Annotated in this window: 10 protein-coding genes and 1 pseudogene; 1 reads left to right on the top strand and 10 read right to left on the bottom strand. The window is 71.3% G+C overall.

What is annotated here, in order from left to right; genetic code table 11:
• Nucleotides 1-7: 7 nt before the first annotated feature.
• Nucleotides 8-1,855: a translation elongation factor 4 gene (gene lepA / locus Q9R26_RS14320; protein WP_209134703.1), complete on the bottom strand. Its 1,848-nt coding sequence runs from the start codon at nt 1,853-1,855 to the stop codon at nt 8-10.
• A 291-nt stretch (nt 1,856-2,146) separates the two neighbouring features.
• Nucleotides 2,147-3,313: an aminotransferase class I/II-fold pyridoxal phosphate-dependent enzyme gene (locus Q9R26_RS14315; protein WP_311227639.1), complete on the bottom strand. Its 1,167-nt coding sequence runs from the start codon at nt 3,311-3,313 to the stop codon at nt 2,147-2,149.
• A gap of 223 nt (nt 3,314-3,536) precedes the next feature.
• Here Q9R26_RS14315 and rpsT point away from each other — a divergent pair, with 223 nt between their 5' ends.
• Nucleotides 3,537-3,797, top strand: coding sequence for a 30S ribosomal protein S20 (gene rpsT, locus Q9R26_RS14310; RefSeq protein WP_017886662.1), 261 nt, complete (start codon nt 3,537-3,539; stop codon nt 3,795-3,797).
• A gap of 216 nt (nt 3,798-4,013) precedes the next feature.
• On the opposite strand, the gene holA is transcribed toward rpsT, so the two are convergent.
• The 8 genes and pseudogenes from holA to Q9R26_RS14275 all read right to left on the bottom strand — a co-directional run bounded on the left by holA (nt 4,014) and on the right by Q9R26_RS14275 (nt 16,752).
• A complete protein-coding gene (holA, locus tag Q9R26_RS14305) occupies nt 4,014-5,033 on the bottom strand; it encodes a DNA polymerase III subunit delta (RefSeq protein ID WP_311227743.1) in 1,020 nt (339 codons plus the stop codon).
• A gap of 598 nt (nt 5,034-5,631) precedes the next feature.
• Nucleotides 5,632-6,879 (bottom strand): annotated as a pseudogene (locus Q9R26_RS18630) (ComEC/Rec2 family competence protein); the annotation flags it as partial.
• A 570-nt stretch (nt 6,880-7,449) separates the two neighbouring features.
• The gene (locus tag Q9R26_RS14300; RefSeq protein WP_311227638.1) at nt 7,450-8,175 is read right to left on the bottom strand and encodes a ComEA family DNA-binding protein; all 726 of its coding nucleotides are present in this window, start codon (nt 8,173-8,175) and stop codon (nt 7,450-7,452) included.
• A gap of 153 nt (nt 8,176-8,328) precedes the next feature.
• Complete coding sequence (gene leuS / locus Q9R26_RS14295; protein ID WP_182066658.1) at nt 8,329-10,890, bottom strand: leucine--tRNA ligase; 2,562 nt, start codon at nt 10,888-10,890, stop codon at nt 8,329-8,331.
• 50 nt (nt 10,891-10,940) lie between these two features.
• Nucleotides 10,941-12,629: a thiol reductant ABC exporter subunit CydC gene (cydC, locus tag Q9R26_RS14290; RefSeq protein WP_259577554.1), complete on the bottom strand. Its 1,689-nt coding sequence runs from the start codon at nt 12,627-12,629 to the stop codon at nt 10,941-10,943.
• Nucleotides 12,626-14,308 (bottom strand): thiol reductant ABC exporter subunit CydD, encoded by a 1,683-nt coding sequence (cydD, locus tag Q9R26_RS14285; protein WP_311227637.1) that lies wholly within the window; start codon nt 14,306-14,308, stop codon nt 12,626-12,628. The genes cydC and cydD overlap by 4 nt, the downstream gene beginning before the upstream one ends.
• Before the next feature lie 10 nt (nt 14,309-14,318).
• Complete coding sequence (gene cydB / locus Q9R26_RS14280; RefSeq protein ID WP_259577551.1) at nt 14,319-15,323, bottom strand: cytochrome d ubiquinol oxidase subunit II; 1,005 nt, start codon at nt 15,321-15,323, stop codon at nt 14,319-14,321.
• A gap of 16 nt (nt 15,324-15,339) precedes the next feature.
• Complete coding sequence (locus tag Q9R26_RS14275) at nt 15,340-16,752, bottom strand: cytochrome ubiquinol oxidase subunit I (RefSeq protein WP_027465275.1); 1,413 nt, start codon at nt 16,750-16,752, stop codon at nt 15,340-15,342.
• Between the last annotated feature and the right edge of the window lie 6 nt (nt 16,753-16,758).

The following is a 16,758-nucleotide window of genomic DNA, read 5'->3' as shown; positions in this document are numbered from 1 at the left end:
CCCGGCGCTACTTCTTCTTCTCTTCGACGTCGCCGGAGAGCGCCGCGATGAAGGCTTCCTGCGGGACCTCGACCCGACCGATGGTCTTCATGCGCTTCTTGCCCTCCTTCTGCTTCTCGAGGAGCTTGCGCTTGCGGGTGATGTCACCGCCGTAGCACTTCGCCAGGACGTCCTTGCGCATCGCGCGGATGCTCTCGCGGGCGATGATGCGGGCGCCGATCGCGGCCTGGATCGGCACCTCGAACTGCTGACGCGGGATGAGCTTGCGCAGCCGTTCCGTCATGAGCGTGCCGTAGGCGTACGCCTTGTCGCGGTGCACGATCGCACTGAAGGCGTCGACCTGGTCGCCCTGCAGCAGGATGTCGACCTTGACGAGGTCGGCGGCCTGGTCGCCGGTGGGCTCGTAGTCGAGCGACGCGTAGCCCTGGGTCTTGCTCTTCAGCTGGTCGAAGAAGTCGAAGACGATCTCGCCGAGGGGCATCTCGTAGCGGATCTCGACGCGGTCCTCGCCGAGGTACTCCATGCCGAGCAGGGAGCCGCGGCGCTGCTGGCAGAGCTCCATGATCGCGCCGACGTAGTCCTTCGGCGCCAGGATCGCGGCGCGGACCATCGGCTCGCGGACCTCGACGATGCGCCCGGTCGGGAACTCCGAGGGGTTCGTGACCTCGGTCACGGCGTTGTCCTCGGTCGTGACCTCGTAGATCACGCTCGGGGCCGTGGTGATGAGGTCGAGCCCGAACTCGCGGGACAGTCGCTCGGTGATGATCTCGAGGTGCAGCAGCCCGAGGAACCCGCAGCGGAACCCGAAACCGAGCGCGACCGAGGTCTCCGGCTCGTAGACCAGTGCGGCGTCGGAGAGCTTGAGCTTGTCGAGGGCTTCGCGGAGCACGGGGTAGTCGCTGCCGTCGATCGGGTACAGGCCCGAGAACACCATCGGCTTCGGGTCGGTGTAGCCGGACAGCGGCTCGGTCGCGGGCTTCTGTGCACTCGTGACGGTGTCGCCGACCTTGGACTGGCGGACGTCCTTCACACCGGTGATCAGGTAGCCGACCTCGCCGACGGACAGCCCCTTCGTGGGCTTCGGCTCCGGGCTCGAGACCCCGATCTCCAGGATCTCGTGCGTCGACTTGGTCGACATCATCTGGACCTTCTCGCGGGGCGCGATGGTGCCGTCGATCATGCGGACGTAGGTGACGACACCGCGGTAGCTGTCGTAGACCGAGTCGAAGATCATCGCGCGGGGCGCGGCCTCGGCGTCGCCGACGGGGGCCGGCACGCGACGGACGACCAGGTCGAGGAGCTCGGGCACGCCGACGCCGGTCTTGCCGGACACCCGGAGGACGTCCTCGGGCTTGCCACCGATGAGCTGCGCGAGCTCGGCGGCGTACTTGTCCGGCTCGGCAGCCGGGAGGTCGATCTTGTTGAGGACCGGGATGATCTCGAGGTCGTTCTCGAGCGCCAGGTACAGGTTCGCGAGCGTCTGCGCCTCGATGCCCTGGGCGGCGTCGACGAGCAGGATCGCGCCCTCGCACGCGGCCAGGGAACGCGAGACCTCGTACGAGAAGTCGACGTGCCCCGGGGTGTCGATCATGTTCAGCGCGAAGGTCTCACCGTCGAGCTCCCACGGCATGCGCACGGCCTGCGACTTGATCGTGATGCCGCGCTCGCGCTCGATGTCCATGCGGTCGAGGTACTGCGCACGCATCGCGCGGTCCTCGACGATGCCGGTGATCGACAGCATGCGGTCGGCCAGCGTCGACTTGCCGTGGTCGATGTGCGCGATGATGCAGAAGTTGCGGATCGCGTCGGCCGGGGTCGCTGCGGGCTCCAGCGGAGCGGATGCTTGTGGGCTCACGGTTCCTCAGGTGGGTCGGACGGTCGCAACAGTCTCCCACGCTTGCGTGCCGGCGTCGCGCAGCGCAGCGCAGCGCAGCGCAGCGCAGCGCAGCGCAGCGCAGCTCGCACGATGCGAGTTCGTGCGTGCGTCGCACCGTGCGACGCCGTTCCGTCGTGCGGTGTTCCCGATTCCGTGCGAGGAGCGGGACCTCGCACGGAATCCGGAACCGGGCACGGAACGCGATCAGACCTCGCACGGAGCGATGCGTGGCGGACGCGGGGCGGGCCTCCCGGCCGCACGCTCCGAGCGTCAGACGGCGACGTGCGCCGGAGCCGGCAGTGCGCCGAGGCCGCGCCGGAGGTCGTCCGCGGTGGCTGCGAGACACACGCGGATCCACCCCTCGCCGGTGCGTCCGAAGGCGCTGCCCGGTGCGACGGCGACCCGCTCACGCTGCAGGAACCCCAGCGCCCACTCGGCGATGTCCCCGTCGGACGCGTGCGACATGTCGATCCACAGGTAGAACGCGCCGCGCGGGTCGAGGTACCGGATGCCGGCGGCGTCGAGCGTCTCCTTCGCGACCTCGAGGTTCGCGCGGTAGTGCTCCCGAGCGTCGCGCACCGCGGAGTGGTCCCCGACGATCGCCGCGAGTGCCGCGTACTGGTCGGGTTCGGCGACGCAGCTGATCATGGCCTCCTGCGTGGTCCGCATCGTCGCGCCGAGCCCCTTCGGGGTGACGAGGTAGCCGACGCGGACGCCGGTCATCGCGTACGTCTTGCTGAGCGAGAACGCCGAGAACACGCGGTCGTCCTCGTCGAGCGCCGCCAGGCTGACGTGCCGGGTGCCGTAGGTGAAGTACTCGTAGACCTCGTCGCTGATGACCCAGAGGTCGTGCCGCTTCGCGAAGGCCAGGAGCGCACGCAGGGTCTCCTCGCCGAAGACGGAGCCGAGCGGGTTCGACGGCGAGTTGACGACCAGGACACGGGTGCGTTCGGTGACGCTCGCCTCGAGGGCCTGCAGGTCGGGCTCGAACCCGTGCTGCGGCTCCAACCGGTACGGCACCGGGGTCGCCCCGATGATGTGCGCGTTCATCGTGAACGTCGTGTATCCGGGGTCCGGCACGAGGACCTCGTCGCCCGGACTGAGCGTCAACGTCATCGCCTGGAACAGCGCCTGGGTCGCGCCGATCGTCATCCAGATCTGCTCGAGGTCGGCCTCGATCCGGTTCTCGCGGCGGAGCTTGTCGCGGACGGCTTCGCGCAGGGGCCCGATCCCACCGTTCGGGGTGTACCCGGTGCGGTCCTCGGTCCAGGCGCGACGGGCCGCCTCACCGATGTGCGGCGCCACCGGGACGTCCGGCTCGCCGATGACGAGCATCGTGACGTCGGTGCCGCTCGACTGCAGCAGGGCCGCCTGCTCGAAGACCCTCCGGATGCCGGAGGCGGGCACGGTGTCGATGCGCGGTGCGAGGGAGGGCATGTCCGTCACGGTATCCGGTGCGTGTTGCCGCCGGGTTTCGCCCGCGGTCGACCGCAGGCTCCTGCCGATCCGGCGGTGTTTCGTGCTTTGGTGGCAGCCCGCTTGCCTGGTAGTGTTGGTGGCTGGCTTCCGCGTTCCCCGCCCACGGGTGGAACGCGATGCGACCACGGGCCCCTCTACCCTGCGGTCGCGCCCACCCGTACGAGACGAGCAGGAGCAATTCATGGCGAACATCAAGTCGCAGATCAAGCGCATCAAGACCAACCTCAAGGCCACCGAGCGCAACAAGGCCTACAAGTCGGAGCTCAAGACGCACATCCGTCGTGCCAACGACGCCGTCGCCGCCGGTGACAAGGACAAGGCCGTTGCCGCCCTGGCCCTCGCGTCGAAGAAGCTCGACAAGGCCGTGAGCAAGGGTGTCATCCACAAGAACCAGGCCGCGAACCGCAAGTCGGCCATCGCGAAGAAGGTCTCGTCGCTCTGACGTCCTGACCCTTCTGGTCTCGAAGGCCCCGCACCGTCGGTGCGGGGCCTTCGTCGTGCGCGGGGTTCGCTGCGTCTCGTGCGCTGCGTCGGGGTGCGTTGCGTCGGGTGCGTTCCGTGAGCAGAAACGGTCGGGTCGCGGCGGCACACCCGACCATCTCTGCTCACGATGTGCCGGCTGACAGGCGCGAGGGACAGCCGGGAGGCCCGACTCGCCTCAGCGGGGCTCGCCGCGTCGGGCGATGGTGCGGACCATGACCTCGAGCGCGTAGTGCGCGTCGCGCGAGCCACCCTTCACCGCGGTGTCCGCCTCGGCGATGCTGATGATCGCGTTCGCCAGCCCGGACTCGCTCCACCCGGCGACGTCTCGCTGCGCGCGCTGCACCTGCCACGGCGCCATGCCGAGCGCCGAGGCCGCCTGCCCGCTCGGACCCCGGAAGGCGCTGACCTTCGCCATCGTGCGGATCTTGCTCGCGAACGCGGCGACGATCGGCACGGGTGCCTCGCCGGTGGCCAGGGCGTGCCGCAGCTCGACGATCGCCGGCGCCGACCGACCCGCGAGGGCGATGTCAGCGACCTTGAACGCGTTCGTCTCGACGCGACCGCCGTAGTACTTGTCGACGACCTTGTCGGTGATCTCCTCGGCTTCGTCCGCCAGGAGCTGTCGGCACGCGGCGGCGAGTTCGGCGAGGTCGTCGGCGAACGCGGTCACCAGGGTCCGGACCGCGGACGGCGCGATGCGCCGTCGCGCGGCGCGGAACTCGGCGTTCACGAAGTCGATGCGGTCGGTCTCGCGCTTGAGTTCGTCGCACAGTACCTCGACCCCGCCGCCGACACCGCTGCGGATCGTGTCGAGGAGCTTCTTGCCGCGCACGCCACCCCCGTGCCGGAGCACCAGGGTCACGTCGTCTGCGGGGGCCTGCAGGTACGCGATCGTCTCGGTGATGAAGGCGTCGGTGCACTTCTCGACGTTCGTGACCTGCACGAGCCGCGGCTCGCCGAACAGCGACGGGCTGGCGAGGGTGGCGAGGAGCCCGGGGGCGTACTGGTCGGCTTCGAGGTCGTGCACCTCGAGCGCGGGGTCCTCGCCCTGCAGCAGGTCCTTCAGCACACCACGGGCGCGGTCGGCGAGGAACGCTTCGGGCCCGGTGATGAGCACGACGGGCGCCGGACGGATCCCCGACCAGGGCACCTGGTCGATCTTCGCTGCGGCGCGCGCGGGCTTCTTGGCGGCCATGTGGTCCTTCCGGTGGTGCCGGCCCGGACGGTGCCGGGTCGAGTGGTGCACCGACGATCCTACGGGCGGCCGCCGACGACGAGCGCTCCGTCCACACCCGCACCTCGTCGCTGCCGGAGCGAGCGAGCACCACGGTGCCGCGCTCGTCCGTGCGGAGCGGCAGCGTGCCCGCGGCCTCGAGCGTGCCGAGGGCCGATGCCGTCGGGTGTCCGTAGGTGTTGTCCGCCCCGACGCCGATGAGCCCGACACGCGCCGTGAGCCCCCGGTAGAGCTGCGGGTCCTGGTCCGCCGAGCCGTGGTGCGCCACCTTCACGACGTCGATCGGCCCCACCGGCAGCTCCCCGGAGTCCCGGAGCCGGCGCTGTGACGACTCCCCCAGGTCGCCGAGGAAGACCCCGGTCAGGCACGCCGGGCAGGAGTCTCCGTCCGCCGGCCCCGTGGTGAGCACGATGCTCGCGTCGTTGCCGGCGGCACGGTCGTCGCCCGGTGGCCACACCACGCGCCAGGCGAGCGGTCCGAGGGTTCCGGAGACCCGGTCGTCGGCCGTCCGGACGTCGACACCGGCACGTCGGAGGTCGTCGACCACCCGCTCGTCCGACGCACGGCCCACCGGTCCGACCAGGGCGGTCTCGACTGCGCCGGCCACAGCGCGCACCGCGCCGACGTGGTCGCGGTCGAAGTGCGTCAGGACGAGCAGGTCGACCCGGGCGACCCCGAGCAGGTCCAGGCACGCCCGGAGCCGCTCCTCGTCGTCGCCGGTGTCCACGAGGGCGACGGCGTCGTCGCCACGGAGCAGCACGGCGTCCCCCTGCCCGACGTCGCAGGCGGCGACCGACCAGTCCCCCGGCACCGATCCCCGGACGACGAGCACCGGGACGGTGACCGCTGCGACGCCGACCACGACCACCGCCCCTGCTGCGAGCAGCAACCGGGAGCCGAGCCGTCCCCGGACCAGCACCGCGACCGCGATGCAACCGCACACCAGCACGGCGGCGGCCACACCGAGCACGCCGGCCGGCCAGGGTACCGAGGCGTAGGGCAAGGCCGCTGCCCCGTGCGCGATGCTCCCGACGGCGGCGGCCGGGACCCACGCGACCGCCGCGAGCCCCTGCGCACCCGCCGGCCACACCGGAGCGAGGCCACACGCGGCGAGCCCGACCACCGTGACGACCGGCGCGAACGGCTCCGCCAGCAGGTTCGCCGGCACCGCGTAGGTCGGGAGCGTCGCCGACAGCGGGATCGTCACCGGCCAACACGCCACCTGCGCCGCGACGGGGATCACGAGTGCGGCGGCGACCGGCGGCCACACACGACGCGCCAGGAGCTCGGTGAGCGGCGGGGCGAGCACCACGATCCCACTCGTGGCGAGCACGGACAGGGCGAACGCGGACGACCGTGCGAACCAGGGGTCGACCACGAGCATGCCGACCGCGGCGAGGGTGATGAGCGGGACGCCCCGCACCGGTCGACCGGCCAGGTGCACGGCGAGCACCACGATCGCCATCACCGTCGCCCGGACGATCGAGGGGTCGGGCCGCACGAGTACGACGAACACCAGGAGCACGCCGACGGCCGCCGCGGCCCGGGGGCCTCTCGGCAGGCCACAGGCGCGGCCGAGGACCACGACGAGCCCGACCACCACCGCGCAGTTCGCCCCGGACACCGCCGTCAGGTGCGTCAGCGCGGAGGCCTCCATCGCCGCCTCGGTCGTCGGGTCGAGGCCGGATCGGTCCCCGATCGCGAGTCCGCGCAGCAGCGCCGCTCCGGGCTGTGGCAGGTCGGCCGTGGCCCGGACGAACGCCTGCCGCGCGGTGTCGGTGGCGCCGAGCAGTCCGTCGGGCGGCACCGACGACGGGGCCCCGCGCAGGAACGCCACGAAGGCGGTCGCGGAACCGGGCTCGTCCGGCCGAACGGCGGCGGTCACGGTGACCCGGGCTCCGGCCGCCAGCACGGCGACCGGTGCGTCGCCGTGCTGGTCGGGGACGAGTCGGACCGGCACCCGGAGCCCGTCGAGCTCGTCAGCGCGCACCAGCGTCGCGGTGACGGAGCGGTCGCCCGGCACGAGGTCACGGGTCAGCACGGCCTCGACGTCCACGTGCCCCGACCCCGGACCCGCGACGAGCACGCGCAGCGGTTCCGGGGCCCGCCGGGACTCCCCCACGGTGACCGACACCGCGAGCAGCGTCGTCAGTGCCCCCGCGACGAGCAGCAGACCGGCGACGACCGGCACGATCCCGGTGCCCCGACGCGACCGGAGCACGCTGCCGCTGACGCCGGTCAGGAGCGCCGTGGCCCCACCGACCACGGGTGCCACGTCGGGGACGCCGACGAGCAGGGCGGTCGCGATCCAGGCGGCGGCGACCGGCACCGCGACCCGCAGGTCGATCGCACTCGGCGCGAGCTGCACCGTCGCCCCTCAGACCCGCACACGATCGCGGAGCTCGGCGAACCGCACGTCCCCGATGCCGCTGACGTCGAGCAGGTCCTCGACCGCGGTGAACCGGCCGTGCTCGTCCCGCCAGGCGATGATCCGACCAGCGAGCCCCGGTCCGATCCCGGGCAGGGTCTCGAGTGCGGCCTGGTCGGCGGCGTTCAGGTCGACGACGGCGGACCCCTCAACCCCGGTACCCGCACCGCCACCGCCACCGCCGCCCGCGGCCCCGGCAGCGGCAGCCCGCCCGGCGCCAGCACCGTCTGCCGCCGGCCCGAGCGCCTCCGGCACCTCCTGCTGCCCGAGCCGCGGCACGTACAACCGCTCGCCGTCCGTCAGCACCCGGGCAAGGTTCAGGCGGTCGAGGTCGGCGTCGTCCGCGGCCCCACCGGCACGTTCGAGCGCGTCCCCGACGCGGCTCGATGCCGGCAGCTCGACCACACCGCTCCGCTGTACCGCCCCGAGCACGTGCACCACGACCCGTCCGGCACCCGGCCCGGACGGCAGAGCACCGGCAGCATCTCCGGCTGACGGCGATGGCGCACCCGATGCCCCACCCGCGCCGGACGTGGGTGCCCCACGCACGACGACCCCTCCGGTTCCGTCGGTGCCCCCGCTGCCGCCGCCCGACGCCATCGCCCCGACGAACACCACGACGACGGCGACCACCACCACGACCGCCGCCAGCACCACGGCGGCCCGCGGTGACAAGGCGAGACGGGACCACCAGGGTCCGGGAGACGGCGGGGAGGACATGCCCCGAACGCTACGGAGCCCGGCCGATCGGCCGGGCTCCGGAGGCGACACCCGTGGACGGGTGCCGCGAACGCCCCTGCTGTGGAGGGACGACGCCAGCGACGGTCGCTACCCCTTGATGGCGATGTTCACGAGCTTCGGCGCGCGGACGATCACCTTCACGATCTCGCGGTCACCGATGTACCGCTGCACGTTCGCCGACGACCGTGCGAGCTGCTCGAGCTCATCCGCCTCGATCGACTTCGACACCTCGAACGAGTCACGCACCTTGCCGTTGACCTGCACGACGGCCGTCAGGGTCTCCTGCACGAGCAGCGTCGGGTCGGCCTTCCGCCAGCCGTACGTGGCGACGGTGGCCTCGTAGCCCAGCTTCTCCCACATCTCCTCGCCGGTGTACGGCGCGAAGACGCTCAGGCCGAGCGCGATCGTCTCGACGGCCTCACGCACGGCGGGGTCTCCGGCACCGGGGCCGCTGTCGATCGCCTTGCGGGTGACGTTGACCAGGTCCATCAGTCGCGCGATCACGACGTTGAACTTGAACGACTCCATCATCCCCGGGGCGTCGGCGAGGAACCGGTGCGTGACCTGGCGGAGTGCCCGGTCGCCATCGGCCCACACGACGTCGCGTGCGGACGTGACGTCGAGCGCCAGGCGGTACGCCCGCGCCAGGAACCGAGCCGAGGCGGACGGCGAGACGTCCTCCCAGTTGATGTCGTCCTCCGGCGGGCCGGCGAATCCCATCACCAGGCGGATGGCGTCGACGCCGTTCGCGTCGAGCTCGTCGCCGAGCGAGACGCCGCCCTTCGACTTCGACATCTTCGAGCCACCGGACAGCACCATGCCCTGGTTGAGCAGTGCCGAGAACGGCTCGGTGAAGTCGAGGTACCCGAGGTCGAAGAGCACCTTCGTGACGAAGCGGGCGTAGAGCAGGTGCAGGATCGCGTGCTCGATGCCGCCGATGTACTGGTCGACCGGAGCCCAGCGGCGTGCGGCTGCCGGGTCGAACGCCTGGGTGTCGTCGTTCGCCGACAGGAACCGCAGGAAGTACCACGACGAGTCGACGAAGGTGTCCATCGTGTCGGTGTCGCGGAGCGCCGGGGTGCCGTCGACGGGGTTCGGCACGTTCACCCAGTCGGTCGCGCCGCCGAGCGGGGACGTGCCCTTCGGCTTGAGGTCGAGCCCCTCGGTGTCCGGCAGCACGATCGGCAGCTGGTCCTCGGGCACCGGGTGCTCGGAGCCGTCGGCACCGTGGATGATCGGGATCGGGGTGCCCCAGAAGCGCTGGCGCGAGATGAGCCAGTCGCGCAGCCGGTAGGTCTTGGCGGCACGACCGGTGCCGCGCTCCTCGAGCAGGGCGATGGCAGCGGTGATGGCGTGCTGCTTCGACATGCCGTCGAGCGGCCCGGAGTTGATCATCCGCCCCTGACCGGTCAGCGCTTCGCCGGTGGCGACCGGGTCGAGGGTCGGCACGTCGAAGTCGTCGAGCGTCGCGCCCTCGGGGATGACCGGGATCGCCCCGGTGACGGCGGCGTTCGTGTCGACGACCACCTTGACGGGCAGGTCGAACGCCCGCGCGAAGTCGAGGTCGCGCTGGTCGTGCGCGGGCACGGCCATCACCGCACCGTGACCGTAGTCGGCGAGCACGTAGTCGGCGGCCCAGATGGGCAGGCGTTCCCCCGTCAGCGGGTGGATCGCGGACCGACCGAGCGGCACGCCGGTCTTCGGGCGGTCGGCGTTCTGCCGGTCGATCTCGGACGTCTTCTGCGTCGCCGTCAGGTAGGCGTCGAAGTCGTCACGGACGGCGGACGGCACGGACGGGTCGGCAACCAGCGCGGCAGCCAGGTCCGAGTCGGGGGCCACCACCAGGAACGTCGCCCCGTGGATCGTGTCCGGACGAGTGGTGAACACCGTGACGGGCTCGTCGCGGCCCTCGATCACGAAGTCGACGTCGGCACCGACCGAACGGCCGATCCAGTTGCGCTGCTGCGCGATGACCTTCGCCGGCCACCGCCCCTCGAGCTGGTTCAGGTCGTCGAGCAGCCGGTCGGCGTACTCGGTGATCTTGAAGTACCACTGCGTGAGCTTCTTCTTCACGACGACGGCGCCGGAGCGGTCCGAGGTGCCGTCGGGCAGGACCTGCTCGTTCGCCAGCACGGTCTGGTCCACCGGGTCCCAGTTCACCCAGCTGTCCTTGCGGTACGCCAGGCCCTTCTCGTACATCTTCAGGAACAGCCACTGGTTCCACTTGTAGTACTCGGGGTCCGAGGTGTGGATCTCGGTGGTCCAGTCGAACGACGGCGCGTAGCGCTTGAAGGACGCCTTCTGCTGCTCGATGTTCGCGTAGGTCCAGTCCTTCGGGTCCACCCCGCGCTTGATCGCCGCGTTCTCGGCGGGCAGGCCGAACGAGTCCCAGCCGATCGGGTGCAGCACGTTGAAGCCCTGCTGCCGCCAGTACCGCGCGACGAAGTCACCGAGCGCCCAGTTCTCGGCGTGCCCCATGTGCAGGTCGCCGGACGGGTACGGGAACATCTCGAGGATGTACTTGCGCGGACGGGTGTCGTCGAGGTCGGTGGTGAAGAGCCCGAGCTCTTCCCAGCGGGGCTGCCACTTCTCCTGGATACGACGGAAGTCGTAGGCGTTCGGGTCCTCGGCGTGCTGCTCGGTGGTCACGGACGTCAACGATACAAGCCGCCGGGCCCGTCCCGCGTCCGCCCGTCGGCTCACCCGGCGAGCAGGCGTCCGTCCCGCATCCGCAGGGTGCGGTCGACCAGGTCCGGTGCCACCGGGACGTGCGACACGATGACGACCGTCCGACCCGCCGCGCGGGCCGTGGTGACGAGGTCGCGCAGCACGGTGTCGCCGAGGTCCGGGTCGACGTCGGCGGTCGGTTCGTCGAGCACCAGCACCGGGAACGCGTGCAGCAGCGCGCGGGCGAGCGCGAGCCGGTGTGCCTGGCCGCCGGACACGAGCACGCCGCGTTCCCCGACCGAGGCGTCCAGCCCGCCGCGCCGGACGACCCAGTCCCCCAGGCCGACCCGGTCGAGCACGGCGAGCAGTTCGTCGTCGGTCGCGGTCTCACGGGCGAAGAGCAGGTTCTGCCGCACCGACTGGTCGAACACGAACGGGTCCTGTTCGATCAGGCCGACCCGGGCCCGCACCGCGTCCGGGTGCATCGTCTTCGCCTCGACGCCGTCGAGCGTGTAGGACCCCTCGTGCTCCACGAACCGGACGAGCGCGTCGACCAGGGTCGACTTGCCGGCACCACTCGGCCCCTGGATCACGACGACCTCGCCGGGGGCGAGCGTGAACGAGATCCCGTCGACCGCGGGCTCAGCCGCCCCCGGCCAGCGGACGGTCAGGTCGTGGACGGCGAGTGTGACCGCGCCCTCGACCACGAGCGACGCCGGGTCGGCGTCCTCGTCCGGCTCGGGGACGATGCCGTCGGGCACCTCGGCGGGCACCACTTGCTCCACCCGGTCGGCCGCAGCACGCACCCGTCGGAGCGTCAGGACGGCGAGCGGGACGGTCCCGACGACCTCGAAGAGCGCGAGCGGGACGAAGACCGCCAGAGCCCAGAGCGGACCGTCGAGCGCCCCGGACACCACGGCAGGCGCGCCGACGGCCAGGGTCCCGATCACGGCACCGCCACCGACCAGGCCGACCAGGGCACCGACGAGCGACTCGACCGTGCCACGGCGCCGGACGGCCCGGGTGACGCCGGCGTCGAGCCGGGCGATGTGCGCGAGCCGTTCGTCGAGGGTGCCGTACGCGGCGAAGACGTCGAGCGTCCGGACGGTGTCGAGCACGAGGTCCGCGACCCTGCCCCGGTCGGCGGCGGTCTCGCGGTCCGAGCGCTCGGCGATCACCCGGGTGACGATCGTGCCGACCAGGGCCGCGACCGCCAGCGCGAGGACGAGCACGAGCGCCGCCGGCACCGACACGAGCGCCACGGCGACGACCGACAGCACCGCGACGACCCCGGCGGAGACGAGCGGGCCGACGACGCGGATCGGCAGGTCCTGCAGCCGGTCCGTGTCGGTCACCAGCCGCGTCATGAGGTCGCCGCGTCCGGTCCGTCCGAGTCCGGCGGGCGCGATCGACGCGAGCCGCCGGTACATCTCCGTCCGCACCACGGCCAGTTGCCGGAACGAGGCGTCGTGCCCGGCGAGCCGGTCGACGTAGCGCAGCACGGCTCGCCCGAGCGCGAAGGCGCGCACGCCGACCATCACGAGTGTCAGGTACAGGATCGGCGGGTGCTCGGCGGCGCGGGTGATCAGGTAGCCGCTCGCGGCGAGGAGCGCCACGGCGCAGAGCGCGCTGAGCGATCCGGCGGCGACCGCCTTCGCCCAACCCGACCCGTGCGGCATCGCGAGCCGCAGGACGGAGCCACCACGGGCCTCCCGGCTCATGCGCGCACTCCCCTGCGGACCGTCACGGACCCGCCGGCGCGGACGTCCACGCGGACGTCCGCCGCGGCGACGACCGCGGGTCGGTGGCTGGCGACCACGACGACGGCGCCGTCGGCCGCCAGGCCACGAACGGCCGCGATGACCCGCGCCTCGGCCTCGGCGTCCAGCGCGGACGTCGGCTCGTCGAGCAGGACGAGCGGGGTCTGCTCGCGGCGCGCCCGGTAGAGCGCGCGGGCGACGGCGACGCGCTGTGCCTGGCCCCCGGACAGTCCGCTGCCACCGGCGCCGACCGGGAGGCCCGGGTCGAGTCCCAGCCCCGCGTCGCCCAGAGCGGTGCGCACGTCGGCGTCGTCGGGGGTCGCGCTGAGCGCGACGTTCTCGGCGATCGTCCCGCGGACGAGACGCGGCCGCTGGTCGGCCCACGTGGTGCGCTCGGCGACGGAGGCACCGGCCGGGCCGGGCACGGTGACGACGCCGTCGTGCGGCAGGACGCCGCGGAGTGCGGCGATGATGCTCGACTTGCCGGAACCGCTCGGGCCGGCCAGCACGACCACGGTGCCGGGCTCGGCGTGCAGGTCGAACGGCCCGATCACGACGTCGGGTCGGCGGACGGTGAGCCCGCGGACGTCGAGCCCCCGGACGTCCACCGCGGTGGCGGGTGCTGCGGTGTCCGTGTCGGTCCCGCTGCTGCCGGTCGCGGACGACGATGCGGCCTCGTCGTCGGCGAGCACGTCGAGCACCGCGGCAGAGGCCTCGACGCCGTCCTGGGCGGCGTGGAAGTCGGCGCCGACCTGGCGGACGGGGGCGAAGGCCTCCGGTGCGAGCACGAGCACGAACATCGCGGCGCCGAGGCCGAGTGAACCGTCCACCAGGCGGATGCCGATCGAGACGGCGACCAGTGCGACGGACAGGCTCGCGGCGAGCTCGAGCGCGAAGCCGCTCATGAACGACAGCCGGAGCACGCCGATCGTGCCGCGGCGGTACTCGTCGGTGACCGCCGCGATGCGACCTACCTGGCGGCGTGCACGGCCGAAGACCTTGAGCGTGGCGAGCCCCTCGACGGCTTCGGTGAAGGCGGCACCGAGCTTCGCGAGGGCGTCCGACTGCTTCCGCTGCAGCGACTGCGTCGCCAGGCCGATCAGGATCATGAAGACCGGGATCACCGGCAGGGCGAACAGGATGATCAGCCCGCTCGTCAGGTCGCCGAGGCCGATCGCCACCAGGAGCATCGGCGTCGCGATCGCGGTGAGCGCGAGCTGCGGCAGGTACCGGCCGAAGTAGGCGTCGAGGGCGTCGAGCCCGGGGCCGAGCGTCGTGGCGAAGCCGGCGCTCGACCGGCCGGCGAGCCACGACGGACCGCGCTCGGCGGCGCGGGCGAGCACCGTCGTCCGCATCTCGCTCTTCACCTTCGCCGCAGCACGGGCCGCCAGGTCGTCGGTGGCCCACGCGGCCACCGCACGCAGGACGAACGCCCCGCCGAGCAGCGCGAGCGCCTGCCCGAACGCCGCTGGCACCCTGCCGTCGCGGACGGCGTCGACCCCGAGGGTGACGGCCGCAGCGATCCCCCACGCGATCGCGATGGTCGCGAGCGTGCGGAGGACTCCCGTGCCGGCGGCGGCGACGATGAAACCGCGCGCCGTCCGGGACAACCGCAGGAGTCGGGGGTCGAGGGGCTTCATCGTCGTCCGCCTAGTGCGCGGCCGCGGTGACCTGGGCGCGGGAGACGCGCTTGCGGAACACCCAGTAGGTCCAGGCCTGGTACGCGAAGACCAGGGGCACGAAGATCAGCGCGACCCAGCTCATCACGGTCAGCGTGTACGACCCGGACGAGGCGTTGTACACGTTCAGGCTGTTCGCGACGTCGTTCGAGGCCGGCATGACGTCGGGGAAGATCGCCGTGAACATCGCGAGCACGATCGCGGCGATGGTGATCGCCATCAGGGTGAAGGCACGCCCCTCCTTGCCCCAGGCGTTGCAGAGCACCGCGAGCACCAGGGCCAGGGCGGCGACCACGGAGAGCACCAACGAGGCCGGGGTGGCCCGGACGAAGGCCATCGACACCAGGAACACGGCGCCGACCACGATCGTGACGATGCCGGCCCGGGTCGCCAGGCGCTTTGCGCGGACGCGGATCTCGCCCTCGGTCTTCAGCGCGACGAAGACGACCCCGTGGGTGAAGAAGACCAGCAGCGTCGCGACACCGGTCAGCAGCGCGAACGGGTTGAGCAGGTCGAAGATCGTGCCGGTGAAGTTGTGCCCGGCGTCCATCGGGACGCCACGGACGACGTTGCCGAACGCGACGCCCCACAGGAACGACGGCACGGCGCTGCCGACGATGATCATGAGGTCGAAGCGGCGCTTCCACGCGAGGTGCTTGTTCTGGTGCCGGTACTCGAACGACACCCCTCGGACGATGAGTGCAGCGAGGATGAGCAGCAGCGCCAGGTAGAACCCGGAGAACATCGTGGCGTACCACTCCGGGAACGCCGCGAACAGGCAGGCCCCGGCGACGATGACCCAGGTCTCGTTGAGGTCCCAGACCGGGCCGATGGTGTTGATCAGGACCCGACGGTCGGTGTCGTCCTTGCCGAGGAACGGCAGGGACATACCGACACCGAAGTCGAATCCGTCGAGGACGAAGTAGCCGACGAAGAAGACGCCGACGATCGCGAACCAGAGAACGGGGAGATCCATCAGGCAGCGTCCATTTCTAGTAGACCGTCACTTCGTGCTTGACCTCGCCGGTCTCCTCGTCGACCTCGTCCGGGTCGGCGGGCCCCTCTTGCGCGACCTTCTTGATGAGCTTGAACTCGACGACGGCCAGCGAGCCGTAGATCAGGGTGAAGACCAGCAGCGAGATGAGGACCTCGAGCCCGGTCACGTTCGGCGACACACCGTCCTTCGTCTGGAGCAGCCCGAACACGAGCCACGGCTGGCGGCCCATCTCGGTGAAGACCCAGCCGACGATCATCGCGGCCATCGGCAGCGGCACCGTCCAGGTGGCGATGCGCCACACCCAGCGCTGCGTCGGGAACCGGCCCTTGCGGGTCAGCCACAGCCCGACCAGCGAGACCATGACCGCGCCGACACCGAGGGCGATCATCCAGCGGAACGACCAGTAAGTGACCCAGATGATCGGCTTGTAGTCGCCGGGGCCGTACACCTGCGTGTACTGCGCCTGCAGGTCGTTGATGCCCTCGACCGTGCCGTTGAACGTGTGCGTCGACAGGAACGACAGCAGGTACGGCACCCGGATCGAGAACAGCTCGTGCACGCCGTCGGGGGTGCCGAGCGTGAAGATCGAGAACGAGGCGTCCTTGCCGGTCGCGGTGTTGTACAGCGCCTCGGCCGCCGCCATCTTCATCGGCTGCGTGTCGACCATCGTCAGTCCGAGCTGGTCGCCGGTCAGGACGGTCAGCGCCCCCGCCGCGAGCATCGTCCACATGCCGAACTTGAGCGCCGGCATCATCGTCTCGAGGTTCTGGTTGCGGGCCAGGTGGTAGGCCGCGACCGAGATGATGACCGCCGCGGCGACCATGAAGCAGGCGAAGAGCGTGTGCGGGAAGGCGGCCAGGGCGACCTTGTTGCCGAGCACCGCCCAGATGTCGGTGAGCTCCGCACGGCCCTTTGCTTCGTTCATCGCGAAGCCGACCGGGTGCTGCATGAACGCGTTCGCGGCGATGATGAAGTACGCCGACATGATCGTGCCCGCGCTGACGCACCAGATGCTCGCCAGGTGCAGGCCCTTGGGCAGGCGGTCCCAGCCGAAGATCCAGATGCCGATGAAGGCCGCCTCGAAGAAGAACGCCAGGATCCCCTCGAGCGCGAGCGGTGCACCGAAGACGTCACCGACGAAACGTGAGTAGTTCGACCAGTTCATGCCGAACTGGAACTCCTGCACGATGCCCGTCACGACACCCATGGCGAAGTTGATCAGGAAGATCCGCCCGAAGAACCGCGTCAACTGCAGGTAGTGCGCGCGGCCGGTCCGGTACCAGGCGGTCTGGAACACGGCCACCACGGCCGCCATGCCGATCGTCAGCGGGACGAAGAGGAAGTGGTAGATGGTCGTCAGACCGAACTGCCACCGCGACAGGAGGAGCGGATCGAGGAGGTCGTTCATGCGGCG

This window comes from Curtobacterium sp. BRB10 (genome assembly GCF_031844325.1).
Taxonomy (GTDB): domain Bacteria; phylum Actinomycetota; class Actinomycetes; order Actinomycetales; family Microbacteriaceae; genus Curtobacterium; species Curtobacterium poinsettiae_A.
Note: the sequence above shows the minus strand (reverse complement) of the source record. Positions and strands in the feature narration are given on the sequence as shown.